Source organism: Thioclava kandeliae (assembly GCF_040297545.1).
Classification (GTDB): domain Bacteria; phylum Pseudomonadota; class Alphaproteobacteria; order Rhodobacterales; family Rhodobacteraceae; genus Thioclava; species Thioclava kandeliae.
On sequence record NZ_JAYWLC010000002.1, the window covers coordinates 53,273 to 78,686 of the forward strand.

Consider the following 25,414-nt stretch of genomic DNA (forward strand, 5'->3'; position numbering starts at 1 on the left):
GGTTGCAAGATGAAAGCGGCTCGCTTAGGTAGGAAGTCACCCAGCCGGAGGTCTTTTACATATGGTCACGCTGTTTCAGGCGCTCAATCTCATACTGGATATTGTCTGGTTCATCATGATCGTCCACATCATCATGAGCTGGTTGATCAATTTCAACGTCCTGAACCTGCGTCAGCCGATTATCGGCCAGATCTGGTATGGTCTCAATTCGCTGCTGGAGCCGATCTATTCGCCGATCCGCCGCATCCTGCCCAATACGCCCGGGCTCGATCTGGCGCCGCTGGTGGCCTTCGTGATCCTGATGATCCTGCAGCGCGCGCTGATCAACAACGCGGGCTTCTTCTACGGGTATTGATCCGGTGGTCGAGGCGACATTGCCCGACTGTCATGCAGTCCTGACCGATATCTTCGGGTTCCGCGAATTCCGGCCCGGACAGGAAGAGATCGTGCGCTCCGTGATGGCGGGGCGCAACACGCTTGCCATCATGCCGACGGGCGGCGGCAAATCCCTGTGTTTCCAGATCCCTGCTTTGTGCCGCGAGGGGTTGACGGTGGTGATCTCGCCGCTGATTGCGCTGATGCGCGATCAGGTGCGCGCGCTGCGCGAGGCGGGGGTCGAGGCCGGCGCGCTGACCTCGGGCAATACCGAGGAGGAGACCGAGGAGGTCTTCCGCGCCATCGACGAGAGCCGGCTCAAGATCCTCTATATGGCGCCCGAACGGCTGGCCTCTGGCGGGGCGGTGCATCTGTTGCGCCGCGCGCGGGTAGGGTTGATCGCCGTGGACGAGGCGCATTGCGTCAGTCAGTGGGGCCATGATTTCCGCCCCGATTACCTGCGGATCGGCGAGTTGCGCCGTGACCTCGATGTGCCGTTGGCGGCCTTTACCGCCACTGCCGACGAGGAAACCCGCGCCGAAATGGTCACTCGGCTGTTTGCTGGCGTGGCGCCCGAGACATTCCTGCGCGGCTTCGACCGGCCAAATATCCATCTGGCTTTTGACCCCAAGAACCAGCCTCGTAACCAGATCCTGACCTTTGCTGCCGCGCGCAAAGGGCAGTCGGGCATCGTCTATTGCGCGACCCGCAAGAAAACAGAGAGCCTTGCGCAGGCGCTCAACGAGGCGGGGCATAGCGCCTGCTACTATCATGGGGGCATGGACCCCGATGACCGGCGTCAGGTCGAGACGCGGTTCCAGCAGGAAGACGGGCTGATTGTGGTGGCGACGGTGGCTTTCGGGATGGGGATCGACAAACCCGATATCCGCTGGGTCGCCCATGCCGATCTGTCGAAATCCATCGAGGCCTATTATCAGGAGATCGGTCGCGCGGGCCGCGATGGCGCGCCTGCCGAGACCCTGACGCTTTATGGTCCCGACGATATCCGCATCCGTCGCGCGCAGGTAGATGAGGGGCTTGCGCCGCCCGAACGCAAGGATGCCGATCACGGGCGGCTCAACGCGCTTCTGGGGCTGGCCGAGGCGACGGCCTGCCGCCGTCAGCGCCTGCTGGCCTATTTCGGCGAGGAATCCGAGCCTTGCGGCAATTGCGATATCTGCGATACGCCGCCCGATCTGTTTGACGCGACCGAGCCGGTGCGGATGGCGCTCTCGGCCTGCCTGCGCTGCGACCAGAGTTACGGGAGCCAGTATCTGATCGAGATCCTGCTGGGGCAGTCGAACGAGCGGATCTCCTCGCGGGGCCATGACCGGTTGCCGACCTTTGGGGTTGGCAAGGCATGGTCACGCCCGCAATGGCAGGCGATCTTCCGGCAGATGATGGGCCATGACCTGATCCGCCCCGATGCCGAGCGTCATGGCGCGCTGTTTGTAACGCAGGCCGCGCATCCGATCCTGCGGGGCGAGCGAGAGATCACCTTCCGTCGTGACCCCGTGCGCAGTTCCAGACAGCAGACGGTGGTCAAGGCGCTGGTGTCCGACGAGGATGCCCCACTGCTTTCGGCGCTCAAGGCCAAGCGTCGGGCACTCTCCGAGGCGGCGGGCCTTCCGGCCTATATGATCTTCCCCGACCGGACCCTGATCGAGATGGTCGAGGCCCGTCCGCAGAGCCTTGATGACATGGCGCGGATCAACGGTGTCGGAGCCAAGAAGCTCGAGAGCTATGGCCGCGCGTTTCTGGATGTGATGGCCGAGGACGGCGTGCAGAAGATGCATCCCGCACGGCGCGCGCTGGCGGGAAAACAGTCCGGGCTGCTATTCGATGCGCTCTGGGCCGAACAGTTACGGCTGCGTAGGGGCGAGACTGGAACAGACCGTATCCTCAGCCTGTCGAGCGGGCTTGTCCGCAAGATCGCCGAACAGGGCCCGACCGATCTCAATGCGCTGGCGCGGCTCGGTCTGGATCAGGCCAAGCTGGAACGGTTCGGCCAGCCCTTCTTGAAGATCATCGCCGAGACCTGAACCGCAATCCTGAACTTCAGGCAGCGCCATCCGTCACCGGCAGCGCCATTTTGGGGCAGTTTGCCGCGATATGTTCCACGATCGCAGCCTTGCGCAGCGGCTTGGTCAGGTAATGGTCGATTCCCGAGGCAAGAATACCCTGACTATCGCCCTCCATTGCATGTGCGGTGAGCGCACAGATCGGCACATGGGTGCCATTCTCGCGGGCACGGATCTGGCGCGTGGCTTCCTTGCCATCCATCTGTGGCATGGAAATATCCATGAAGATCAGATCGGGCTGGAAGCTCTGCCATTTTTCGATCGCCTCGAGACCGTTATTGGCAAAGACCAGCTCGATCGGCAGATCCTTTACCATCTTGCCGAAGACCAACTGGTTGGTGCGGTTATCCTCGGCGGCCAATATCCTCATCTTGCGTTTTGCGGCAGGAGGCGGCGGAGAGGCTTTAAGGGGTTTCGGCGCGGGATGCGAGAGGGTTTGTAGCAAGCTGAACAGATGCGAGCGCAGAACCGGCTTCTCGAGGCAATCGAGCCGTGCCGCACGCGCCAGGTCGGGGGAGACCGCATCCGGGTCCGAACTGAGCAAAACGAGGGGGATATCCACCCCGCGTTTGCGCAAGGCCTGGCATAGATGGAGCCCGTCCATATCCGGCATCCGGAAATCGCTGAGCATGAGATCGAACTTGCCCCCCCGCTCGAAGGCTGCAAGTGCCTCCTGCGCGTTGCGGCATAGCGTGACCTCGAGACCATAGGTCTGGAGCTGGCGTTCGAGGATGACGCGGTTGACCATCAGATCATCAACCACTAGGGCGGCCCGCAGGGTAATCGGCGGGCCGGGATTGGTAATATGCGGGGCGGGTTCAGCCGCTGGCACAAGGATCTTGAAGCCGAAGCACGACCCGCGGCCCAGCTCGCTATCGACCCAGATCTCGCCGCCCATCATCTCGATCAGCTGTTTGGTGATGGCAAGGCCGAGCCCCGTGCCCTCGAATTTGCGGTTGGTCTCGCTCTCGACCTGATTGAACTCGCCGAACACATGGTCGACGAGGTCGGGACCGATACCGATACCGGTATCCTCGACGGTGATATGCAGCTCATAATTGCCCTGCACCCGCTCGATGCCCACGATGCGGGTCAGCACATGGCCTTCCATGGTGAATTTGACAGCATTGCCCACGAGGTTGGTCAGAATCTGGCGGATACGCCCCGGATCGGCCACGAAACGGGTGGGCAGGAACATATCGTAATCGACGAGAAGCCGCAGGTTCCTGTCGCGCGCGGAAGGCTGCAGCAGCATGGTTACCTCATGCACACAACGTTCCAGATCGAAGACCTCGGGATAGAGTTTCAGCCGCTCGGCCTCGATCTTGGAATAATCGAGCACATCGTTGATGATGGTCAGCAGGGCCTCGCCCGACGAGCGGATCGTCTCCGCGTAAAGACGCTGATCCTCGGTCAGCTCGGTCTCCGCCAGAAGTTCGGCCATGCCGACCACGCCGTTCATCGGGGTGCGGATCTCGTGGCTCATATTGGCAAGGAAGGCCGATTTCGCGCGATTGGCGGATTCGGCCTTTTCGCGCGCCTCCTCCAGCTCGGCTTCGCGGGCGACATGCGCGGAGATATCCTGCGCGATGCAGACCAGATCGCCACCTTCGCCCCAGCGGTCGATCAGCCGGATATGGGCGCCCGAATGGGTGATGATCGTCATCGGCTCGATCGGATTGCGCCGGATGCGGGCGACCATCTCGTGATGCCAGTCGGCAGGGTCACGCCCGTCCAGATCGACCATCTTGTGTCGGGCCACGATCCGTAGGACCGAATCATAGGTATTGCCTGCGGTGATGGCGACCTCGCCCTCGAAGAAATCGAGATAGGTCTTGTTGGCGGCCACCAGACGCAGATCGGCGTCATAAACGGCAAACCCGTCCGGGATCGTCTCCAGCGCATCCCAGAGGCGGCGCTGCGCGATCAGCGCGACCGAATTCGCGCGTTCGAGATCGCCCATGACGCGGTGATTCTCGCCCTTGAGCGATTCTGCCTCCGTCAGGGCGCGGGTCAGGCCATGACGCTGCTCGACGATCTGGTCCGAGAGGGAACGGGCGTGTTGGGCCAGTTTCTGGTTTGCCGCAAAGAGTTCACGCTTCTTCTGGTCAAGCAGACGCTCGGCCGCGAGACGGGCGCGACGCTCTTGTGCCAGCTTGTCAGCGATGGTGTTCTTCGTGCCGGTCGGCATACTGGATCAGCCCCTATAACATACGCTTCGCATCTTCGTGACGTTCGGTAAATTTTGGCTTAAGCGGGACTCGCCACCGCAGCACAAGCTGTAGAAAAAGCTTCGTGTTTTTCTACTCAAGGGTGTAAATCTCCCGTATTTACAGCTTGGGTCCTACAGGCGGAAATGCAGAACCCGCCGCCACCGGAGGGGTGGGGCGGGTCGCGCGGGCGCAGACCGGCGTAAGAACAGGAGGACAGGCCTGTCAGGCGGCAGTGACCGACATCGGCACGAGGGGCTGACGCCCGTTCTCGGTCAGGAGCCACGCATCGCGGCCCTCGATCACCACGGCAGAGACCGGCCCGCCATAGCCTGCGCTGCTGTCCAGATTGAGGCGGTTGCCATAATGGGTCACCTGATCGAGCGCGGTATGGCCATGCACCACCAGACAGCCGTGATCGGTGGTATCCTCGAGCCAGCCCTTACGGATCCAGCACAGATCATCCTCGGTCTGGTTGCCGATACTGACGCCCGGACGGATGCCCGCATGGACGAACAGCAGATCGCCATAGATGAAATGGTTCGGCCGGCTGCCCAGCCAGAGGATATGCGATTCGGGTACTTTCTGAAGCGCTTCGGCATGAACGATATCAGCGGGGCGCTCGTCGGCATTCAGCACCCCGTAAGAGGCCAGCGTCGTATCGCCGCCAAGCCGCGGGTTGAGCCATGTCAGATCCTTGCGCAGCATCGGATCGGCATCGAAGGGATCATTCATGAAGATCGAGAACATCCGGTCGTGATTGCCCTTCAGCACCACCCAGTTCTTGCCCGCGCGCATGGAGGCGATGAGGTAATCAATCACTCCGGCGCTATCGGGGCCGCGGTCCGCCACATCGCCCACATGGATGACGGGGGCGGAGGTGTCACCACAGGCCGCGCGGTCCTGCTCGATCAGATCGTGCGCAATCTTCAGCTTGTCGAGATGTCCGTGAATGTCTCCGATGGCGTAGGCGCGCATATGTGATGTTCCTTGTAAATGGAAAAGGCCCCCGCGGGTCGCAGGGGCCTAAGCGTTCATTTACCTATTATGGCTTAGCCGAGAATGAATTCCAGCGGTTTTACCTGCTTGAAGATGCCCGAGGCTTTCATGGCCTCGACCGTCTCCGGCTTCAGGGCCTCGTCGAGATAGGCGATCGCGATGGCTTCGCCACCGGCTTTCGAGCGGCCGAGGGTGAAGTTCGCGAGGTTTGCGCCATGCTCGCCCAGCAGCGTGCCGAGCTTGCCGATCACGCCGGGAACGTCGTCATTGGTGGTGTAGAGCATGTGCTCGCCCACTTCGGCGTCGATATTGATACCTTTGATCTGGATGAAGCGCGGCTTGTCATCCGAGAACACGGTGCCCGCGATCGAACGCTCTTTCGATTCGGAGACGACGGTGACCTTGATGTAGCCCTCGTAGACGCCCGATTTGGTCTGCGAGGTGGTCGAGATCTTGATCCCGCGCTCTTTGGCCAGAGCAGGCGCCGAAACCATGTTCACGTCGGGCTGGCTGGCCTTCATGATACCGGCTACAACGGCGGCATCCAGCGCCTTGAGGTTCAGATCGGCTGCGGCGCCATCATAGGTGATGTTGATCGCTTTGATCGCATCCTCGGTCATCTGGCCGATGAAACCACCCAGATGCTGGCCCAGCTTGACCCACGGGCCCATGACCTTGGCTTCTTCCGCGGTCATCGACGGCATGTTCAGCGCGTTTTCGACAGCACCGTCCAGCAGGTAGTTGGACATCTGCTCGGCGACTTGCAGCGCCACGTTTTCCTGCGCTTCGGTCGTGGACGCACCGAGGTGGGGCGTGCAGACGACATTGGGCAGATTGAACAGCACGTTATTGGTGGCGGGCTCTTCGGCGAACACGTCGAGGGCCGCACCGGCCACATGGCCCGATTTCAGCAGATCCGCGAGTGCTTCCTCGTCAACCAGACCACCACGGGCGCAGTTGATGACGCGAACGCCTTTCTTGGTTTTCTCGAGGTTCTCGCGCGAGAGGATGTTCTTGGTCTGCTCGGTCAGCGGAACGTGCAGGGTGATGAAATCGGCGCGCTTCAGGAGGTCTTCGAGTTCGACCTTCTCGACGCCCATTTTCTCGGCCTTTTCCTCACCGAGGAAGGGGTCATAGGCGACCACTTTCATCTTCAGGCCGCGTGCACGGTCGCAGACGATACCACCGATATTGCCGGCACCGATCACACCGAGGGTCTTGCCCGAAAGCTCGACACCCATGAATTTCGACTTTTCCCACTTGCCCGCATGGGTCGAGGCCGAGGCTTCGGGGATCTGGCGGGCCACGGCGAACATCATCGCGATGGCGTGCTCGGCGGTGGTGATCATGTTGCCGAAGGGCGTGTTCATGACGATCACGCCTTTTTTCGACGCCGCTTCCTTGTCGACGTTATCGGTGCCGATACCGGCGCGGCCCACGACCTTCAGATTGGTCGCGTGCTCCAGAAGTTTCGCGGTCACTTTGGTGGCCGAGCGGATAGCGAGGCCGTCATATTTGCCGATTACCTCGGCGAGCTTGTCTTTGTCCTTGCCGAGTTTGGGCTCGAAATCGACTTCGATGCCACGGTCACGGAAGATCTGGACGGCGGTTTCGGACAGGCTGTCAGAGACGAGAACTTTGGGGGCCATGTGCGGGCTCCTTGAATATGGGGGTATCTGGGGAAACGGACGGGCAGGGGCTGCCCGTCACGACATCACAGAAGAGATCACTCTTGCGCGGCGATCTCGGCTTCGAACGCGTATTCGATCCAGGGCATCAGCGCCTCGACATCGGCTTTCTCAACCGTCGAGCCACACCAGATGCGCAGGCCAGCCGGTGCATCGCGATACGCGCCTGCATCCAGCGCCACACCTTCGGCTTCCAGCCGTTTTGCAACGGCTTTGGCGAAGGTCGCGCCATCCTTGATACGGTCATCGGTGAATTTCACGCAGACCGAGGTGGTGGAAGCGTTTGCCGCGTTATTGGCGAGGTTGGCGATCCACGGTTTGGCCGCGCAGAAGTCCCAGACCACTTGGGCATTGGCATCGGCGCGGGCGATCAGCCCTTCGAGGCCACCGATGGTCTTGGCCCAGTTCAGCGCAACGATATAGTCCTCGACGCAGAGCATGGAGGGCGTGTTGATGGTCTCGCCCTTGAAGATACCCTCGATCAGCTTCCCGCCTTTGGTCATGCGGAAGATCTTCGGCATCGGCCATGCGGGGGTATAGCTCTCGAGGCGGGCAACCGCGCGGGGCGACAGGATCAGGACGCCATGGCCGCCTTCACCGCCCAGCACTTTCTGCCAGGAGAAGGTGGTGACATCGAGCTTGTCCCAGGGCAGGTCCATCGCGAAAGCGGCCGAGGTCGCGTCGCAGATGGTCAGGCCCTCGCGGTCGGCGGGGATCGCATCGCCATTGGCCACGCGCACGCCGGAGGTGGTGCCGTTCCAGGTGAAGACGACATCGGTGTTGAAATCGACGGTCGCGAAATCGACGATGTCACCGTAATCGGCGGTCTTCGTCTCTGCGTCGAGCTTCAGCTGTTTCACGACATCGGTGACCCAGCCTGCGCCGAAGCTTTCCCATGCGCACATGGTAACCTTGCGCTCGCCCAGAAGCGACCACAGCGCCATTTCCACAGCGCCGGTATCCGATGCCGGAACGATGCCGATCTTGTAATCGGCAGGCACGCCCAGAATTTCACGAGTGGTTTCGATCGCCTCTTTCAGCTTGGCCTTGCCAACAGCTGCGCGGTGCGAACGGCCCAGAGGCGCGTCGGCAAGCATGTCGAGGGAGAAACCGGGGATCTTCGTGCAGGGGCCCGAAGAAAAACGCGGATTAGCCGGCCGCGTGGCCGGAGCTTCAATAGCCATATCTGGTATCCTCTCAGATAAACGCCCCTCGTTGGGGAGGGGTGTCCCGCTGTCGCCTCTACGCCTGTGCACTCGCCCTTGCAACAGGAATTTTGTCTCAATGCGAAGGATTAGAGTGGTTTTGCGACATCTGCATGGCAGGGGTGCGCGGGGTGCAGGGATGTTAGCGCCTACAGCCCCGCAGCCTGTCTATCCGGTGGGGGCAGGAGGGGGCGACCGGAGCCGCCGGCCCTGCCTTGCACGATGGTGGAACTCGGCGCAGCCTGAGGCCGGACCACAGAGGGAGAAGTGGATGCGGGAACTGGTGATTCGGCCATTCGAGGCCAGAGACGAGGAGGCGTGGCGCGTGCTCTGGCGCGGCTATCTGGACTTCTATCAGGCGCAGTGCGCCGACGAGGTCTACAAGGCGTCCTTCGCGCGGATGCTTGATCCGGAGCGGCCGCAGCAGGTGGGGTTTTTGGCCGAGTCCGAGGGGGCGCTTCTCGGCCTCGCCCATGTGATTTTCCATGCCCATAACTGGCATCTGGAGGAGGTCTGCTATCTACAGGATCTCTATGTCGCGCCGGAGGCGCGCGGGTCGGGTGCGGGCCGTGCCCTGATCGAGGCGGTCTACCGGCTGGCCGACACGCGTGGCGCGCCTGCTGTCTACTGGACGACGCAGGAGGACAACAGGACCGCACGACAGCTCTATGATCGGATCGGCGAGAAGACGGCCTTCATCAAATACCAGCGTCCGGCCTGACACCGAAGCGCTGCGGGGTCTTCGGCCATCAGGGGCGGCGGGGCTGGCCGCAAACGGGTGGGCCGCAAACGGGCGGGCTGGAAACGGGCGGGGCTTTCGCGCTATATCGCGGGCAACCTCATGATCCGGAGATCTTGCGCATGTATGTAGCCCTTCTGCTGGCCAGCCCGACCACCCCGAAACTCGATGACACCACCGTTGTGGCGCTGCGCAATGCTTGGGGTGGCGGCGAGATCACATGGCTTGCCGAGGGAATCGCGGCAGAATTCCCGATCGAGACGATCCCAGATAACCGCTGGACGGTCTGGGAGGACCTGCAGGCGCTGCAGATCGATCTGGTGGTCGTGCCTTCCGAAGGCCGCAGGAAGAAGATGCTGCTGGCCGATATGGACAGCACCATGATCCAGCAGGAATGTATTGACGAGCTGGCCGATGTGGCGGGCGTGGGCAGCCGCGTGAAAGAGATCACCGCCAAGGCGATGAATGGCGAGCTGGATTTCGAGGGCGCGCTGACCGAGCGCGTGGGCCTACTGGCCGGCCTTCCCGAGACGGTGATCAGGGAGGTTATCGACACCCGGATCACCCTGATGCCGGGTGGTCCGGAACTCTTGGCCACCATGAAACGCGATGGCGCCTATTGCGCGTTGGTTTCGGGGGGCTTCACGGCCTTCACCCGCCATATCGCGGCGACCCTTGGCTTTGACGAGAACCGCGCCAATACCCTGCTGGTCGAGAATGGCAAACTGACCGGCAAGCCGGGCCTGCCTATTCTGGGGCGTGAGGCCAAGGTGCAGGCCTTCCACGAGATCTCCGAGCGTTTGGGCCTGTCTGCCGATCAGGTGATGGCCGTGGGCGACGGGGCCAATGATCTGGGGATGCTGACCATTGCCGGTGCCGGTGTGGCGCTGCACGCCAAGCCCTCTGTGGCCGCGCAATGCGATATCCGTATCAACCATGGTGATCTGACGGCGCTTCTCTATGTGCAGGGCTATAGCCTCGCGGACTTCGCCTGATCGGCAGGAACTGGCGGATAGGCTGCCGCTTTGACCGCGGGAACGATCACAGAATTGCGGGGTCGCTTGCCCTTTAAGGTGCGACCTCCTAAGCCTTGAGGCAACTTGACGCGCTGAGGAAAGGGTGACCGGAATGTCGATCTTGCAGGTAAAACTGGGCGTGGCCGTTCTGGTATCGGCGCTCGCACTGGCCGGTTGCCAGACCACGACGGGCGGGCGGGCCACGGGCACCGTGATCGCGGGCGATACGGTCCTGAGTGCGCCTGCAGGCTATTGCGTGGCGGGGGAGGGCAATCCCGGCCAGACCGAGAATAACGTGATACTCTTTGGGGACTGTGCGGCGGTCACCGACGATGCGACGCGGCAGGGCGCTCCGCATCCGGCGATGCTGTCGGCCACGGTCGGGCCCAAGATGACCGGAACGCTCAAGAGCCGTTTTCCGATGATCGAGGCCTTCTTCCGTTCGGCGGCAGGGCAGGCGGCCATTGCTCGCTCGGGGCGCAGCGATGATGTCGATATCCTGAAATCGCAGAGCTCGGGAGATATCCTTCTGCTGAAGGTGCGTGACCGTTCGCTGGCCGAGGAATTTCCCGTTTCGGCGGAATACTGGCGCGGGGTGACCTCGCTGGAGGGGCATCTGACCGCGCTGTCGGTCATGCCGCTGAACACCCAGCCGATGAGCGATGCGCAGCAGCTGAAGCTGCTCAAGGATTTCGTAGGGCGGTCCGCTGCGGCAACGAAGGCGCATCTGGCCCGACAGGCTCAGCCCGCGCAATAACGGCTGCGCGCTAACCGGTCCCTGCCGTAACCGGTCTGGATCAGGCCGCAGCTCGCGGAATAACTCGCCTCCGGCGGTTCTGGTCAGGAAGCCGTGCCGCCATATCTTACGGCAGATGAAATACGAAATAACCTCAGGGGCTTCTGATCGCGCAGTCTTGACGTAACGCAACTTGTCTGCTTGGTCTGATAGTGACGGGGCGCAAGTCGGGGAAGCGGGGCGGAAAATGGCGCAAAGACAGAGCGGTCTGATGGACCGGCTGGCATTCAGGCGGATGCAGCGGCGCTGGGAGAGGGCGCAGAAAGCAGCACGGTTGCGGGGTGCGGGCGATCTGTCTGAGCTCTGGCGCGAGGTCACCGAGCTGACGCGCACGGGGGAGGCCCTGTGTCATACGATTTCCTGCGAGCGGGCGGCGCGTTTCGCGCGCAGCGAGACGATCGAACGGCCCTTGGGGTGTGACTGGGCATGGCGGCCACCGGTTATGACCCTGCCGGTCGCGCCGGACCAGCTGGCGGGGGCCGCCTCGGGCAGTCTGCTCGGCGAGGGGATAAAGCTGTTCCATGACTGCCCGTCGCAGGAGATAAGCCTGCGCCAGATCCGCAATACCGGCGCAAGCGCCACGCCTTTCGGCATCGAGCTGGAGGTGTTCGGCTTCCATGGCAGTTTCCTCTCGCTGGTGCTCGATCTACCCCAGGATGCGGTTTCCGGCTTCCGGCTGCATCATCTGGTCGAGCTCGATCTCGATATGGAGATGGAAGAGCCCCGTCCTGTCTATTGCCGTTTCAACATCCAGCACGGGCCCAATCATGACCAGCTTCTGGGCCAGATGCCCGAGGGCGGCGGGGTCGTCCAGTTCGATCTGGCCTATACCAAACTCAACGAGAAGCGGCTCGAGAAAGCGTGGATCGATCTGCTCTTCGAGGCGCCCGCAATGAACAAGATCACGCTGCGTGATATGACGCTTCTACGCCATCCGCGTGCCGATCTCTGACCCGAACTCTTCTCCGAAGGAGCCCCGCCTATGACTGTCGAATTCTCACGCCTGCGCGCCGGTGAATGGATCGTCGAGCTGTCTGCCCCGGGACAGCCCGTTCTGGAGGTCAGTTGCCACGGAACGGTGCTCGAGGACGGGATATGGGAGGATCTCGGAGAAGGACGCTGGCGCCTGCGCCAGCCACTGCCGGTGCAGATGCTGGAGGAGGGGGCCCAGACCCTCCTGCTGGCGGAACACTCGGGCGAAGTGGTCGCGCGGTTGCCCCTTCTGGCGGGCGCGCCGGTCGCACAGGAACTGGTTGCGCAGGTCGACCGGTTGCAGGCAGAGCTGGATCTGCTCAAGCGCGCCTTCCGCGCGCATTGCCGCGACACACGGTAGCCATCGCGCGGTTCAGCCCAGTGTGCCGCTGCGGCGGACCTCTTCGAAAAGCTGTTTGCACAGAGTGACGGTTCCGTCCTCGCAATGCTCCTCGACCGAAAGCCCGAACCTGCCCATCTGGGCGGTATAGGCCAGCGCGCCGGCGCCGGTGATAAGGCGGGCGTAGGTATCGGGCTGATCCCTGAACTGCCAGATCGGCTCGGGCTGGGGATGCACGGTTTCCCAACGGCGCGCGGCCTCGATCAGCATGTCGCGGGAGGCGACATCCGGCCCCAGATCGATCCGCAGCGCCTCAAGCCCCGTAAACTGACCCGCGAAGGCAGAGCGGTAGTTATTGGTCGCCACGACGAATTTCTGGGTATCCTCGACGGGTCGCCCCTGATGGCGCATATCGCGGATACGCCCGTGCCCCTCGCCTGTCGCTGCCCCTTGCAGATCAAAGGCAGGCGGGGCCGAGATGTCGATCTCGTAGGTCAGGCCCAGCATGACGTCGAAATTATAGGCGGGGACGCTGGGGCGGATCAGTGTCTGGCCCTGCGAGCCAGCGGGGATTGTCTCGAAAACGATGGCGGCCCGCTCGAGCCAGCTCTTCAGCCCGGCACCGTCGATGATGACGGCAGTGACGATATTGGGGAATAGATAGATCTCGCTGAGATTGCGGATACTGAGCGGGCCGGGTTTCAGATCGAGATAATATTCCGTCCCTGATCTCCCGCCCGATTTGCAAGGGGCTACAGCCGAAAGCAGGGGTAATTCCCCTTCGATCCGGCCTTCCAGCAGGGTTCGCACATGCTCGCGCTGGGCATGGGCCACGAAGGTCAGGGCGGCATCGGGCGCGGCCAGCGAGAAATAGCTGTGCAGCGGTACATCGAGCCGCGCGATACGCTGCCGGCTATGGCGCTGCACCTCGTCATGGGCCTGTGCCGTGCAGGCCACGATTCTCGGCGCCTCGGGCACGCTGGGCGTCTGGCGGACAGGGATGGCCTGCACCTGCGCGCGGGCCACCTGCCACCCCTGAGCATCGTGATGTAATGTCAGGTCGATCTGCCCCAGATGGCTGCCGAAATGGCCGGGCGTGACGGTTGGCACGCCATGCAGGACGCCGTGCTCGGGGTCGATCCAGTCCCGCGCGGGCACGTCAGGGCCGGGGAAAGTGATGTGGTCATGGCCGGCAACAAGCGCATCCAGCCCCTCGAGGCGGGCCAGAAGGGTCGCGACATGCTCGGCATGGGGATCGTCCTCGCGCGCATCGGGGTCGATGCCGGTATGGGCAAGCGCGACGACCAGATCGCAGCCCTGCGCCTTAAGTGTCGCGATCTCGTCTCTGGCGGTATCGACAATGGCACGGCTTTGCAGTCGGCCGGCCAGAAACGCACTGTCCCACAGGATGAATTGCGGCGGTAACACGCCAAAGACCCCGATCCGAAGCATATGGACCGTGCCCGCCTCATCGGTCAGCGCCCGCTCGATGATCGTATGGGATTGGGTCAGCGGCGCCCCCTGCGCGGTCAGGGCATTGGCCGCAAGGCAGGGGAAACGCGCGTCCGACAGGCTTTCGAGAAGGAATTCCAGACCGTAATTGAATTCGTGATTTCCCAGCGCTACCGCATCATAGCCCAACGCATTCATCGCCTCGATCACCGGATGGGGCGCGGCGGGACGCCCGGTGCGGTTGCGCGCCCAGTATTCGGTCAGCGGCGTTCCTTGCAGGAAGTCTCCATTGTCGAACAACAAAGTGTTCGGACAGTCGGCGCGGGCGGCGTCGATCAGGGTTGCCACCCGCGCGAGCCCGCAGCTGGTATCCTCACGGTCGGAAAACAGGTCATAGCCCCGCACATGCCCGTGCAGATCCGTCGTTGCCAGAAGGCGCAGACGCAGGGGTGTCACTTGGCCGTTATGCGGCTGCTGCGTGGGCACGGGCATCGCATTCCTCTCGAACGGGCGATCCAAGATCGCCTTTTGTCACTCATACCATATTAACCGCGCTCAACCCTAAGGTGTATTTGTGACATCAGGTCACGGAGGGAAAAGCTATACTCTTTTGACGATTAAGGCCTAAATTCGTAACACTAAGCAAGCGTATTGCGTAACCAGACTTAAAATCGGGGTCTCCCTTCATGTCATCTGCTGCTTCTGGCCGAATCCTTCCATCGCAAGGACCGTTTTTCCACGACCGTCGGACAGGGCTGGCCTTTGCGGGGGGCGGGCTGGACCGTGCCGGGCTTTCGCGTGAGATGCCCGATCTGGCGGATGCGTGGGTTCTGGCGGTGGCGCAGGGGCAAATCCTGTGCTGCGGCGATCACGAGGCAACGCCCGTTCTGGGGCTTCTGCCGGCTTCCGCGCCGCTTTTTTCGGGGCAGGCGGGCACGCAGGTGCTCTTGGGGCAGGTCGAGGGAAAGATGATCGTCGCGCGGGATCTTCCGCCCGACATCTCCGCCCCCGAGGGTCTTGGTTTCCGCGATCTGCGCGAGGTGATGACGGATCTGACCCCGCTCGAGGCCGAGCTGTCGGCCACGGCGCGCGGGGTGCTCGGCTGGCACCGCAGCCACGGGTTCTGCGCCAGCTGCGGCCAGAGATCCGAACCGGTGCAATCGGGCTGGCAGCGGCAATGTCCGTCCTGCGGGGCCGCGCATTTCCCGCGCACAGATCCCTGTGTCATCATGCTGGTGACCCACGGCAACGACCTGCTGCTGGGGCGTAACCCCAATTGGCCGGAGGGGATGTATTCCTGTCTCGCGGGCTTCATGGAACCCGGCGAGACGGTCGAGGCCGCCGTGCGTCGCGAAGTCTTCGAGGAAACCTCGGTAAGCGTTGGCCCCGTCCGGCCCGTGGCCTCGCAGCCTTGGCCCTTTCCGGCCTCGCTGATGATGGGGTGCCATGCCGAGGCGCTCAGCCGCGAGATCGTGACGGACCCGATCGAGATCGAGGATGCACTCTGGATCAGTCGCGAGCGGCTGTTGCAGGTGATGGCGGGGCGCGATAGCGTGATACGCGCGCCACGTCGCGGTGCCATTGCAGGTTGGTTAATGCGGGAATGGCTTGCAGACCGTCTGTGAATGGCGTCTAGATCAGACCTAACGTCATGATCGCCGTGATCTTTTCAGTTGGCATGTGCCAAGGAGTGCCGGATGAAATTCTCGACCAGAGAAGATATGCCTGTCCCTGTTGAGTTTGTCTTCGACGAGCTCAGCCGCTTCGATGCTATTGAAGAGGTTGCCCGCGAGCGTGGTGTGAAACTTCACCGCACCGACCAGCTGGAAGGCGCGGGCAAAGGCGCAAGCTGGGAGATCGCTTTCCGCCTGCGGGGCAAGATGCGCAAGCTGACTGCGGAGGTCACGCGGTTCGAGCGTCCGGAGGCGGTGGGGCTTTCAGGCGAATCGTCGAGCTTCCTGATCGAGACGGTGATCCTGCTGACCGCGCTGTCGCGCACCCGCACGCGGTTGCAGGTCGGGCTGGATATACGTCCGCGCACGCTGGGCGCGCGGCTCATGCTGCAATCGGCAAAGCTTGGCCGCTCTAGTCTCGACCGCAAATTCGCCGACCGCATATCGAAGCAGGCCAAGGAGATCTCGGCCCGCTACGAGGCATCGGGTCAGGCGTGATCTACGGGCCCTAGCTGCCCGCATTGGGCTCCGTGCGGCCGCTTAGCCGCAGATTTCCTGACGGATCGGATCTGCCGGATAGACGCCGAGGATTTCCATCATATCGGTGAAATAGGACAGCTCCTCGAGCGCCAGTTTCAGGTTGGGGTCCTCGGGGTGGCCTTCGACATCGGCATAGAACTGGGTTGCGGTGAAATTGCCGCGCACCATGTAGCTCTCGAGCTTGGTCATGTTCACGCCATTGGTCGCAAAGCCGCCAAGCGCCTTGTAGAGGGCGGCCGGAATATTGCGCACGCGGAAGATGAAGCTGGTCATCATCCGCTCGGAACGGCGCGAGAAATCGGGCTGGCGCGACATAACAAGGAAGCGGGTCGTATTGTTCGAGGCATCCTCGATATGGCGGGCCAGAACCTCGAGCCCGTAGATATCGCCTGCCAGCTCCGAGGCCAGTGCCGCAACCGAGCGGTCGCCTTTTTCGGCCACGATCTTGGCGGAGCCTGCGGTATCGGCCCCCACGATGCGGTGCAGGTTATGGGCGCTCAGGAAGTTGCGGACCTGCCCCAGAAGGACGGTATGCGACATCGCCGATTTCACCTCGGACAGCTCTGTGCCGGGCAGGGCCAGCAGGTTGATATGCACCCGCACGAACGCCTCGCCGATCACCTTCAGCCCCGAGGATGGCAGCAGCTGGTGGATATCGGCCACGCGGCCATAGGTGGAGTTCTCGACCGGCAGCATGCCCAGATCGGCCTCGCCCGAGCGGACGGCCTCGATCGCATCCTCGAAGGTCCGGCAGGGAAGGGCCTCCATATCGGGGAGCGCATCATGGCAGGCCTGATGGGAATAGGCCCCCAATTCACCTTGAAAAGCGATTTTTCCGGTCGTGGTCATCGGGTTCTTCCTGTCTGTTTGCCAAGCTGCCTACCGCCAGATTGCCTGCAAGAAAAGGAAAATATCGTCGGGAGCTGTGCGGCAGGTAGGGGATTTACCGTCTGGAGCCGCGCGACTAAGATGCGCGTCATGACCATGCATAACCTCCCGCCCTCCGATCTGAGCTATGATGCCGCCCTCGCGGCGCTCGAATGGCTATGCGAGCTGGGCGCGGACGAGGCGCAGGGCGACGGGGCGGTGGATTGCTACGCGCTGCCCGACCGGCTGGCCAAGCCGGAGGTCGTGCAGGCCGCACCTGTTATGGCCGAAAAACCGGCGGCGCCTGTGCGCGTTCAGGCCGTGCCACAGGTCGATCATGTCGGGCTGGCCGCGCAGGCGGCAGGGCAGGCGCGCAGTCTGGCCGATCTGCACGAGGCGCTCGATGCGTTCGAGACCTGCGAGCTACGCAAGGGCGCGCGCTGCACGCTGCGTGCCGAAGGGCCCGAGAATGCGCGTGTTCTGGTCATCGGCGACGCGCCCGATCGCGAGGACGAGCGCGCAGGCCGTCCGTTCACGGGGGCGCAGGGGCGGATGCTCGACCGGATGTTTGGCGCCATCGGGCTGGGGCGCGAGGCCCCCGACCGCAATGCGGCGCTCTTTGTCGCGCCGGTTCTGCCGTGGCGCCCACCGGGCCAGCGCGAGCCCGAAGCCGCCGAGATCGCGATGATGCGCCCGTTCCTGATGCGGATGGTCGAGCTGGTGGACCCCGATATTGTGGTCCTGATGGGAAATGCCGCCTGCTCGGCAGGGATCGGCAAACGCGGGATTATCCGTCTGCGCGGGCAATGGGCCGAGGCTTTTGGCAAGCCCGCGATCGCCATGTATTCGCCCGCCCAGCTTCTGCGCCAGCCCGAGGCCAAGCGCGATACATGGGCCGATCTCCTGTCGCTGCGGGCGCGGCTCGACGGCTAGACCTGCCGCAGGCGGCCAAGTTTTTCTATGCGGCACCGGCAAAGACTGGCACAATGCTCCAACCTCGCCCGATAGTTCCGGATACGCGCATAGATGCATTTTCTTTCACGCAGCCTTGGCGGAATTTTCCTGTTTGCCCTGACGCTTGGCCTGCTTGCCACGGCGGTGGCCGTGATGCGGATGGGCCCGTCCGGAACGGAGCACGGGCACGCAAGAGCACCCTCGGAACGTATTTATGCCGCCGATGTGGTGGCGCTTGAGTATCAGGATCTTCACCCCGAACTGACCGCCTATGGCGAGATCCGCTCGACACGGCGGCTGGAGTTGCGTGCCTCGAGCGGGGGAACAGTTGTGGAGCTGTCCCCTGTCTTCGAGGATGGGGCAATGGTGCGGCAGGGCGATGTGCTGGTGCGGCTCGATCCGGCGCAGGCGCAGGCCGCGCGCGACAGTGCGGCTGCCAGCCTGTCCGAGGCCGAGGCGGCTCTCGCGCAGGCCGGACGGGCGCTGGTGATCGCCGGCGATGACCTGAAGGCCGCGCAGGCACAGGCCGCGCTGCGGCTCAAGGCGCTGCAACGCCAGCAGGATCTGAACACACGCGGGATCGGCTCGGCGGCGGTCACCGAGGAGGCCGAACTGGCCGCCTCTTCCGCTGATCAGGCCGTTCTGTCGCGCCGCTCGGCGCTCTCGCAGGCGCAGGCGGTGCTCGATCAGGGGAAAACCACGCTGAGCCGCGCGCGGATCGATCTGGCCGAGGCCGAGCGCGAATTGTCGGAGACCGTGATCCGCGCGGGCTTCGACGGCATCCTCGGCGGGGTGATGGCGGTGCAGGGCGGGCTGGTCTCGGCCAACGAGATGCTGGGCGAGCTGATCGACCCGGGCGCGCTGGAAGTCGCGTTCCGTGTGTCCACCAGCCAGTTTTTGCGGCTGACCGATGAGGGCGGTGCCTTGCTGCCACTGGAGGCGCAGGTGCGGCTTGAGACAGCGGAGGCGCAGGTGCAATCGTCGGCGCAGCTCCTCAGGGCGGGGGCAAGTGTCGAGGCGGGCACGGCGGGACGGCTTCTTTACGCGCGCCTTGCGGAGACGCGCGGCTTCCGGCCCGGTGATTTTGTGACCGTGACGCTGAGCGAGCCGCTTCTGGCCGATGTCGCGCGGCTTCCGTCACAGGCGGTGGATGGGAATGGCGAGGTGCTGGCGCTGGATGGCGAGAACCGCCTTTACGCCGCGCAGGCGCGCATCCTGCGTCGCGAGGGCGATACGGTGCTGGTGCGCTCGGATCTGCCGCAGGGCACGCTGGTCGTGGCGCGGCGCAGCCCGCTTCTGGGGCAGGGGATCAAGCTGCGTCCGCTAACAGAGGCATCCCATGACCAGAGCCTGATCGACCTGACCCCCGATCACCGTCAGGCCCTGATGGAGGCCGCCGAGCGCGATACGGGCCTTAGCACCAGCCAGCGCGAGAGCCTGTTGAGCCAATTGCAGCAGGACCGCGTGCCCGCTGCCGTGATCGACCGGCTTGAACAGCGGGGCGGCTGAGATGGGGCTGATCGGGCTTTTCACCCGCCATGCCACGCTGGCCAATATCGTGCTGGTGGTGATGCTCTGCGCGGGGATCGTGGCCGCCCCCAAACTGCGGGCGCAGTTCTTTCCCGATACGGTCAGCGACGAGATCGATGTTTCGGTTGCCTGGGAGGGGGCGGGCGCCGAGGATGTGGATCGCGCGATCATTCAGGTGCTCGAACCGTCGCTGCTGAGCGTCGAAGGGGTGGCCGCGACAGAAAGCACGGCCCGTGAAGGCCGCGCCGAGATCGAGCTGGAATTCGAGCCCGGATGGGATATGGGCCGCGCGATGGATGACGTGCAGAGCGCCATCCAGCTGGCGGGCGATCTCCCCGAGGCCGCCGAGACCCCCGAGATCCGGCAGAGCGTGTGGCGCGATACGGTCACAGATGTGATCATTACCGGTCCGCTCGCCCCCGAACAGCTGGGCCGTCTGGCCGACGAAATGATGGCGCGCCTCTATGCCCAAGGCGTGACCCGTACCACGCTGTCGGGGATTGCCGCGCCCGAGGTAAGGGTGGAGGTGCCCACGACCTCGCTGATGGCACATGATGTCAGCCTGAGCCGGATCATCGCGGTGATCCGAGCCGCCACAGATGCCACGCCGGCGGGCGATGTGGCCTCGGGGGCGGCGCGGGTGCGCGCGGGCGAGGAGCGCCGCGAGGCCCGCCAGATCCGCGATCTGGTGATCCGCACCGATGCCGATGGCGCGGCGCTGACGGTGGGTGATGTCGCGCGGATCAGCGTGGAGGGCGCGGCGCGCGAGCGGGCCTATTATGTGGGCGCCAATCCCGCGATGACGATCAATGTGGCACGCTCGGCCCAGGGCGATGCGATCGCCCTGCAGGGCAAAGTCGAGCAGGTCGTGGCCGCGATGCGCCCCGATCTGCCCGCCAATACCACGATCGAGCTGGTGCGCAGCCGGACCGAGCGGATCGTGGCGCGGCTCGATCTGCTGGTCGATAACGGTCTGGTCGGGCTCGGTCTTGTGCTGGTGCTGTTGTTCCTGTTTCTCAATGCACGCACGGCGATCTGGGTGGCGATGGGCATTCCCGCCTCGCTCGCCGCCGGTCTGGCGGTGATGTATCTGGGCGGTATGACGCTGAACATGATGTCGCTTTTCGCGCTGATCCTGACCTTGGGGATTGTTGTCGATGATGCGATCGTGGTGGGCGAGCATGCCGATTTCCGCGCCCGCCATCTGGGCGAGCCGCCCGAGGTGGCTGCCGAAATGGGCGCGCGCCGGATGCTGGCGCCGGTCTTTGCCTCGACGCTGACCACCATCATCGCTTTTGCGGGGCTGGTGGTGATCGGCGGGCGGATGGGCGATATGATCATGGATATCCCGCTGACGGTGATCGCGGTGCTCGCGGCCTCGCTGGTCGAATGTTTCCTGATCCTGCCCAACCATATGTCTCACGCGCTGGCGCATATCGGGCAGCCGCGCTGGTATGATGCGCCCTCGCGGCTGACCAATCGCGGGCTGGACTGGTTCCGACGCAAGGCGATGCGGCCTTTGGTGCGCGGTATCCTCCATGCGCGCTATCCGGTGCTGGCATTTGCGGTGCTGCTGCTGGCGGTGCAGGTGGCTTTGCTGAAAACCGGTCAGGTGCAGTGGCGCTTCTTCTCGCCGCCCGAACGGTCGAGTATTTCGGGGGCCTTTGCCATGGCCAATGGCACCACCCGCGAGGACAGCTATGCCGTCATGCGCGAGCTGCAGGCGCTGGTGGCAAAGGTGGGAGCCGATTACGAGACCGAATACGGGCTCAATCCGGTGACCTATGTGATCGGCCAGCTCGGCGGGGCCTCGGGGCGGTCTCTGGCCTCGGCCGATACCAAGGACACCGACCAGCTGGGCTCGATCTCGGTCGAGCTGGTCGATCAGGATCTGCGCCCCTATTCCAGCGCCGATTTCATCCGCCGCCTGCAGCAGGAGGCGCCCGATAATCCGGCTCTGGAGGAGCTTTCCTTCCGTGGTTTCCGCGCGGGGCCTGGCGGCGACAGCCTTGCGGTGCAGTTTACGGGCGCCGAGACACGGGTGCTCAAACAGGCCGCCGAAGAGTTGAAAACCGCACTATCGGCCTATCCCGAGGTCTCGGCGCTGGAGGATAATCTGGCCTATGACAAGGAGGATCTGATCCTCGATCTGACACCGCAGGGACAGGCACTGGGTTTTGATACGGAGACATTGGGGCAGGAATTGCGCGCCCGCCTGAACGGCACCGAAGCCGCGAGCTATCCTGACGGGGTGCGCTCGGCCACGATCCGCGTGGAACTGCCCGAGGCCGAGAAGACCGCCGATTTCATCGACCGGATGCAGCTACAAAGCCCCGGTGGCCAGTGGGTGCCCTTGTCGGATATTGTCACGGTGCGGCGCGAGGCGGGCTTTTCCACCATCCGCCGCGACGACGGGCTCCGCCAGATCGAGGTGACGGGGGATATCTCCGAGGACGACCCTGAACGCGCCAATGCGATCATGACCGAGATGCAGGACCGCATTCTGCCCGATATCGCGCAGCGGCTGGGGGTCGGCTGGCTGCAGACAGGGCAGGCCGCCGACGAGCGCGCCTTTATGAATGATGCGAAGCTCGGTCTGATCCTGTGTCTCTTGGGGATCTATGTGGTTCTGGCATGGATACTGGCCAGCTGGGCGCGGCCACTGGTGGTGATGGCGGTCATCCCCTTCGGGCTCGTGGGCGCGGTCTGGGGGCATTACCTCTGGGACACGCCCATGTCGATGTTCGCCGTGGTGGGCGGGCTCGGCATGGTGGGGATCATCATCAATGATGCCATCGTGCTGATCTCGACGGTGGATGACTACGCGCGGCACCGTGGTTTGCGCCCTGCGATTGTGGAGGCGGTGGCCGACCGTCTGCGGCCTGTGCTGCTGACAACATTGACCACCGTTCTCGGGCTCGCGCCGCTTCTCTACGAGGGCAGCGCCGAGGCGCAATTCCTGAAATCGACGGTCATCACGCTGGTCTACGGGCTTGGCTTCGGGATGGTGATCGTGCTGCTCTTGGTGCCTGCCGTGCTGGCGGTTCAGGCCGATATCCTCCGGATCCTCGCCTCGACGCGGCGCGGACTGAAAGCGCCGCGCCTTGCGGGCGCACTCTGGTGGGGTATCGGGCTGATCGTTCTGGGGGCGGCGCTCGGCTTCGGACCGGTGATCGCGCGGGATGGTAGCGTGTCGCAGAGCTGGCTGGTCTTTGCGCCCTTCATTCTGGGCGCGCTCGCCGTGGCCGCATGGCGCACGCGCCGGAGGCGCTAGTTACATCCGCGCGCAGCCATCCATCTCGTAGGCATGGGTCTTATCGAGCACCGTGATCCGCAGATCTTTCGGATCCAGATCGAAGGGCTCGGAATTGGGCGGCACCAGATCTGCCGTGGCACTCAGGGTATTCCCCTGATGTGACATTTGCGAATCGGACACCCAGACGGGCTGCGAAGGCAGTTCGAAGAGCGCCACTTGATCGGGAGCGGCATCGGACGGTAGCTGTGCCGTTACACGGACCCCGTCGCGGATCGGTGCTATGGTGCAGCGTGCCGTGCTGGGAACCTTTTTGGGCTGGGCTGCCAGCGCCTGTGTGATCACTGCATCCTGCGCGCCTTTGCCCTCCAGATCGGCGGCCAGATCGAGCGAGACGGGGATGCAGATATCATGGCAGATCCCCAGATCGAGATCGGCCTCCAGCTGGATCGGCTGGCTGGCATCTTCTGGCATCAGCTCGATCGGCAGGATCATCTGGTCCTTGTAACCGATTGAGCGCGTTCCGCTTTCCATGAATACCTGCGGTCGCGGCCAGTAGATTTTCACATCCTTCAGATTGCTCGAGGCCTTGAAGTTGAAGCTCGGCGGGATGCCCGCATCGCCTGGATGGCGCCAGTAGGTCTTCCAGCCTGCATCCAGTGTGATGCGGATCGCGGCCATGCGCGTGCCGCTCTTTGTCTGCCAGCCGTCCAGCACCTCGGCATGGCTCAGCCCCATCGGTAGTGGCACGGCCTCGGAGGTGGGTGGCAGGGTCATGGCAAGCTCGGTCGTCTGCGCGAAGGCAGGAACCGCACCACAAACGGTCGCGAAAAGGCCTAATCCCAGCCCGGAAGATGCAAGTCTTGTCATGATGCTCATGAGTTCCGCTTATCGCCAAGAAGACGCTTCCGCAAAGTCACAAACGCGCCAGCAAGGCTAATGGCGGCCTTTTGGCCACGTTGACACCTTGAAGAGTGACCTCTTGCGGACCAGTTTGATGGAAAGACATTGCGGACTGGTGCCAATGCGGCATCAGATCGGGACAATGCGGCGCATGAGGAGGCCCTGATGGATCTGAGCGGCAAGATTTTGATTGCGATGCCCGGTATGGGTGATCAGCGGTTCGAACATTCGGTGATCATGGTCTGCGCCCATTCCGAGGAAGGGGCGATGGGGCTGATCGTTAACAAGCCCCTGCCCAAGCCCGATCTGCCCGATCTCTTGGAGCAGCTGGGGATCACCATGACCGCTTCCGATGACAGCAGCGAACGTCCGATCCTGTTTGGCGGGCCGGTCGAGACCGGTCGTGGCTTCGTGCTGCATTCGACCGAGTGGGATGGCGGCGGGCCGGTGATGGAGGTGGGCGAGGAGCTGGCCATGACCGCCACCCGCGACATTCTCGAGGATATTGCCGCAGGCAACGGGCCGGATCGCGCGGTTCTGGCGCTCGGCTATGCCGGTTGGGGGCCGGGCCAGCTGGAACAGGAGATCCTCGATAATGGCTGGCTGATTGCCGATGGCGATGCCGAGCTGGCGCTCTCGGGAGATTACGCCAATAAATGGGTGCGCGCGCTGGGGACGATGGGGATTGATCCCCGCACACTCTCTGCGACCGCGGGCCACGCCTGAGGAGGCTCAGGGGCGGTGTTATGGGCGGGGCGCTGCGGCCCGATCCAGCCGGTCATTGACCGCCAGACCCAGCCCTGTATCGGGCACGGGCGCCACTGCGATGCAGCTGGCGCCTTTTTGCTGCGCCAGCGCATCGGCCTCGCGCAAGAGCCCGAAGAGGCGGGTTGCGGCCTCGGTCGTATCGCCCGCCTCCGAGAGATTGAAATCGGCGCCCGCACAATGGGATCCGAAACCGATCCAGATCTCTCCCGACTGGCGGTCGGTGGCGTTCAGCCGCACCGCCGCGCCCGGTGCATAATGCGATTTCAGCTGGCCCGGCGCATTGGGTTTGTCGGCATTGCCGCCCGTGGGCAGGGCGCGGCCCAGCGTGGCCTCGATCTCCTCGAGTGCCAGCCCGCCGGGGCGCAGGAGCGCCAGCGGATCGAGCGAGAGGATCGTCGATTCGACGCCCACCCCGCAGGCCCCGCCCTCCAGCACCGCCGCGATCCTGCCCGAGAGCCCGTCCATCACATGCGCTGCGGTCGTGGGGCTGATCCGCCCCGAGGGGTTGGCCGAGGGCGCGGCCAGCGGCCCGTCATATTCCTGCAGTAATTTGCGCGCGACCGGATGGGCGGGCATGCGGATGGCCAGAGTGTCGAGCTCAGCGGTCACCAGATCGGAGATCCCTGCATCGGGGCGCAAAGGCAGCACCAGCGTCAGGGGTCCCGGCCAGTAGCGCGCGATCAGCGGCCGCGCCGCCTCGGGGATGGTGACATAGCGCTCGGCCATCTCGACCGAATGCACATGCACGATCAACGGGTTGAACTTGGGCCGCCCTTTGGCCGTATAGATCGCGGCGACGGCCTCGCTGTTGCGGGCATCGCCGCCCAGCCCGTAGACCGTCTCTGTGGCAAAGGCCACCAGTTCGCCTCGGCCCAGCAGGCGGGCGGCCTCGGTATAGCCTTCGGGGGTGGCGGAGAGGAGATCGGTCATGGGCGGTATCGGATCTGTTTGACGTAGCGTCGTGATTGCTGGAAAGAGGCAAGGCAGTAACCTCGTCCCCGTTACAGCCTTGTGCATAAGCCTGTCTGCCGCAAATGCCAAGCGGCTGCCACG

At 63.6% G+C, this 25,414-nt stretch carries 21 protein-coding genes; 13 read left to right on the forward strand and 8 right to left on the reverse strand.

Translation table 11 applies throughout. The features are described from left to right. The first annotated feature begins 61 nt into the window (after positions 1-61). The gene (locus tag VSX56_RS02915) at positions 62-355 is read left to right on the forward strand and encodes a YggT family protein (RefSeq protein ID WP_339113675.1); all 294 of its coding nucleotides are present in this window, start codon (positions 62-64) and stop codon (positions 353-355) included. Positions 356-374: 19 nt separating this feature from the next. Next, positions 375-2,417, forward strand: coding sequence for a DNA helicase RecQ (gene recQ / locus VSX56_RS02920; RefSeq protein ID WP_350934729.1), 2,043 nt, complete (start codon positions 375-377; stop codon positions 2,415-2,417). Between the two features lie 16 nt (positions 2,418-2,433). Here recQ and VSX56_RS02925 read toward each other — a convergent pair whose 3' ends face one another. The 4 genes from VSX56_RS02925 to VSX56_RS02940 all read right to left on the reverse strand — a co-directional run bounded on the left by VSX56_RS02925 (position 2,434) and on the right by VSX56_RS02940 (position 8,537). Next, positions 2,434-4,647: a response regulator gene (locus VSX56_RS02925; RefSeq protein ID WP_350934731.1), complete on the reverse strand. Its 2,214-nt coding sequence runs from the start codon at positions 4,645-4,647 to the stop codon at positions 2,434-2,436. A 244-nt stretch (positions 4,648-4,891) separates the two neighbouring features. Next, positions 4,892-5,644 (reverse strand): metallophosphoesterase, encoded by a 753-nt coding sequence (locus tag VSX56_RS02930; protein WP_339113672.1) that lies wholly within the window; start codon positions 5,642-5,644, stop codon positions 4,892-4,894. A 74-nt stretch (positions 5,645-5,718) separates the two neighbouring features. Then, positions 5,719-7,314 (reverse strand): phosphoglycerate dehydrogenase, encoded by a 1,596-nt coding sequence (gene serA / locus VSX56_RS02935; RefSeq protein ID WP_339113671.1) that lies wholly within the window; start codon positions 7,312-7,314, stop codon positions 5,719-5,721. 77 nt (positions 7,315-7,391) lie between these two features. After that, positions 7,392-8,537, reverse strand: coding sequence for a phosphoserine transaminase (locus VSX56_RS02940; protein ID WP_339113670.1), 1,146 nt, complete (start codon positions 8,535-8,537; stop codon positions 7,392-7,394). A 292-nt stretch (positions 8,538-8,829) separates the two neighbouring features. Between VSX56_RS02940 and VSX56_RS02945 the strand changes: the two genes are divergently transcribed. The 5 genes from VSX56_RS02945 to VSX56_RS02965 all read left to right on the forward strand — a co-directional run bounded on the left by VSX56_RS02945 (position 8,830) and on the right by VSX56_RS02965 (position 12,442). Then, positions 8,830-9,279, forward strand: a complete 450-nt coding sequence (locus tag VSX56_RS02945; RefSeq protein WP_350934735.1) for a GNAT family N-acetyltransferase — start codon at positions 8,830-8,832, stop codon at positions 9,277-9,279. 140 nt (positions 9,280-9,419) lie between these two features. Next, positions 9,420-10,292, forward strand: coding sequence for a phosphoserine phosphatase SerB (gene serB, locus VSX56_RS02950; RefSeq protein ID WP_339113668.1), 873 nt, complete (start codon positions 9,420-9,422; stop codon positions 10,290-10,292). A gap of 133 nt (positions 10,293-10,425) precedes the next feature. After that, positions 10,426-11,070 carry a hypothetical protein gene (locus tag VSX56_RS02955; protein WP_339113667.1) on the forward strand — a complete coding sequence of 215 codons (645 nt, stop codon included), beginning with the start codon at positions 10,426-10,428 and terminating at the stop codon, positions 11,068-11,070. A 226-nt stretch (positions 11,071-11,296) separates the two neighbouring features. Beyond that, a complete protein-coding gene (locus tag VSX56_RS02960) occupies positions 11,297-12,061 on the forward strand; it encodes a DUF6478 family protein (RefSeq protein WP_350934738.1) in 765 nt (254 codons plus the stop codon). Between the two features lie 30 nt (positions 12,062-12,091). Continuing rightward, complete coding sequence (locus VSX56_RS02965) at positions 12,092-12,442, forward strand: hypothetical protein (RefSeq protein ID WP_339113665.1); 351 nt, start codon at positions 12,092-12,094, stop codon at positions 12,440-12,442. A gap of 12 nt (positions 12,443-12,454) precedes the next feature. Here the strand turns inward: VSX56_RS02965 and VSX56_RS02970 are convergent, their stop codons facing one another. After that, positions 12,455-14,365, reverse strand: coding sequence for a bifunctional 2',3'-cyclic-nucleotide 2'-phosphodiesterase/3'-nucleotidase (locus tag VSX56_RS02970; protein ID WP_350934740.1), 1,911 nt, complete (start codon positions 14,363-14,365; stop codon positions 12,455-12,457). A gap of 194 nt (positions 14,366-14,559) precedes the next feature. On the opposite strand from VSX56_RS02970, the gene nudC reads away from it, so the two are divergent. Both nudC and VSX56_RS02980 read left to right on the forward strand, forming a co-directional pair. After that, positions 14,560-15,498: an NAD(+) diphosphatase gene (nudC, locus tag VSX56_RS02975; protein WP_350934743.1), complete on the forward strand. Its 939-nt coding sequence runs from the start codon at positions 14,560-14,562 to the stop codon at positions 15,496-15,498. Between the two features lie 72 nt (positions 15,499-15,570). Beyond that, positions 15,571-16,044, forward strand: coding sequence for an SRPBCC family protein (locus VSX56_RS02980; RefSeq protein WP_350934745.1), 474 nt, complete (start codon positions 15,571-15,573; stop codon positions 16,042-16,044). Between the two features lie 42 nt (positions 16,045-16,086). Here VSX56_RS02980 and VSX56_RS02985 read toward each other — a convergent pair whose 3' ends face one another. Beyond that, on the reverse strand, positions 16,087-16,935 hold the full coding sequence (locus VSX56_RS02985; RefSeq protein ID WP_339113661.1) for a prephenate dehydratase: 849 nt from the start codon (positions 16,933-16,935) through the stop codon (positions 16,087-16,089). A 129-nt stretch (positions 16,936-17,064) separates the two neighbouring features. Here VSX56_RS02985 and VSX56_RS02990 point away from each other — a divergent pair, with 129 nt between their 5' ends. The 3 genes from VSX56_RS02990 (at position 17,065) to VSX56_RS03000 (ending at position 22,711) form a co-directional block, all read left to right on the forward strand. Beyond that, entirely contained in the window at positions 17,065-17,886 is an 822-nt protein-coding gene (locus VSX56_RS02990) for a uracil-DNA glycosylase (protein WP_339113660.1), read from the forward strand. 93 nt (positions 17,887-17,979) lie between these two features. Continuing rightward, a complete protein-coding gene (locus VSX56_RS02995; protein WP_350934748.1) occupies positions 17,980-19,416 on the forward strand; it encodes an efflux RND transporter periplasmic adaptor subunit in 1,437 nt (478 codons plus the stop codon). A gap of 1 nt (position 19,417) precedes the next feature. Further along, complete coding sequence (locus VSX56_RS03000) at positions 19,418-22,711, forward strand: efflux RND transporter permease subunit (RefSeq protein WP_350934750.1); 3,294 nt, start codon at positions 19,418-19,420, stop codon at positions 22,709-22,711. On the opposite strand, the gene VSX56_RS03005 is transcribed toward VSX56_RS03000, so the two are convergent. Further along, the gene (locus tag VSX56_RS03005; protein ID WP_350934752.1) at positions 22,712-23,560 is read right to left on the reverse strand and encodes a protein-disulfide reductase DsbD domain-containing protein; all 849 of its coding nucleotides are present in this window, start codon (positions 23,558-23,560) and stop codon (positions 22,712-22,714) included. It abuts the gene before it with no gap. A gap of 198 nt (positions 23,561-23,758) precedes the next feature. Here VSX56_RS03005 and VSX56_RS03010 point away from each other — a divergent pair, with 198 nt between their 5' ends. Then, complete coding sequence (locus VSX56_RS03010; protein ID WP_339113656.1) at positions 23,759-24,319, forward strand: YqgE/AlgH family protein; 561 nt, start codon at positions 23,759-23,761, stop codon at positions 24,317-24,319. An 18-nt stretch (positions 24,320-24,337) separates the two neighbouring features. Here the strand turns inward: VSX56_RS03010 and VSX56_RS03015 are convergent, their stop codons facing one another. Continuing rightward, positions 24,338-25,291, reverse strand: a complete 954-nt coding sequence (locus VSX56_RS03015; RefSeq protein ID WP_350934754.1) for an L-threonylcarbamoyladenylate synthase — start codon at positions 25,289-25,291, stop codon at positions 24,338-24,340. Positions 25,292-25,414 lie beyond the last annotated feature (123 nt).

Coding starts and splice junctions, on each gene's coding strand:
- VSX56_RS02995 (WP_350934748.1), top strand. CDS start 17,980: ATGCATTTTCTTTCACGCAGCCTTGGCGGAATTTTCCTGTTTGCCCTG.
- VSX56_RS03000 (WP_350934750.1), top strand. CDS start 19,418: ATGGGGCTGATCGGGCTTTTCACCCGCCATGCCACGCTGGCCAATATC.
- VSX56_RS03005 (WP_350934752.1), bottom strand. CDS start 23,560: ATGACAAGACTTGCATCTTCCGGGCTGGGATTAGGCCTTTTCGCGACC.
- VSX56_RS02955 (WP_339113667.1), top strand. CDS start 10,426: ATGTCGATCTTGCAGGTAAAACTGGGCGTGGCCGTTCTGGTATCGGCG.
- VSX56_RS02930 (WP_339113672.1), bottom strand. CDS start 5,644: ATGCGCGCCTACGCCATCGGAGACATTCACGGACATCTCGACAAGCTG.
- VSX56_RS02990 (WP_339113660.1), top strand. CDS start 17,065: ATGACCATGCATAACCTCCCGCCCTCCGATCTGAGCTATGATGCCGCC.
- VSX56_RS02945 (WP_350934735.1), top strand. CDS start 8,830: ATGCGGGAACTGGTGATTCGGCCATTCGAGGCCAGAGACGAGGAGGCG.
- nudC (WP_350934743.1), top strand. CDS start 14,560: ATGTCATCTGCTGCTTCTGGCCGAATCCTTCCATCGCAAGGACCGTTT.
- VSX56_RS02965 (WP_339113665.1), top strand. CDS start 12,092: ATGACTGTCGAATTCTCACGCCTGCGCGCCGGTGAATGGATCGTCGAG.
- VSX56_RS03010 (WP_339113656.1), top strand. CDS start 23,759: ATGGATCTGAGCGGCAAGATTTTGATTGCGATGCCCGGTATGGGTGAT.
- VSX56_RS02985 (WP_339113661.1), bottom strand. CDS start 16,935: ATGACCACGACCGGAAAAATCGCTTTTCAAGGTGAATTGGGGGCCTAT.
- VSX56_RS02970 (WP_350934740.1), bottom strand. CDS start 14,365: ATGCCCGTGCCCACGCAGCAGCCGCATAACGGCCAAGTGACACCCCTG.
- serA (WP_339113671.1), bottom strand. CDS start 7,314: ATGGCCCCCAAAGTTCTCGTCTCTGACAGCCTGTCCGAAACCGCCGTC.
- VSX56_RS02960 (WP_350934738.1), top strand. CDS start 11,297: ATGGCGCAAAGACAGAGCGGTCTGATGGACCGGCTGGCATTCAGGCGG.
- VSX56_RS03015 (WP_350934754.1), bottom strand. CDS start 25,291: ATGACCGATCTCCTCTCCGCCACCCCCGAAGGCTATACCGAGGCCGCC.
- VSX56_RS02940 (WP_339113670.1), bottom strand. CDS start 8,537: ATGGCTATTGAAGCTCCGGCCACGCGGCCGGCTAATCCGCGTTTTTCT.
- VSX56_RS02925 (WP_350934731.1), bottom strand. CDS start 4,647: ATGCCGACCGGCACGAAGAACACCATCGCTGACAAGCTGGCACAAGAG.
- serB (WP_339113668.1), top strand. CDS start 9,420: ATGTATGTAGCCCTTCTGCTGGCCAGCCCGACCACCCCGAAACTCGAT.
- VSX56_RS02915 (WP_339113675.1), top strand. CDS start 62: ATGGTCACGCTGTTTCAGGCGCTCAATCTCATACTGGATATTGTCTGG.
- VSX56_RS02980 (WP_350934745.1), top strand. CDS start 15,571: ATGAAATTCTCGACCAGAGAAGATATGCCTGTCCCTGTTGAGTTTGTC.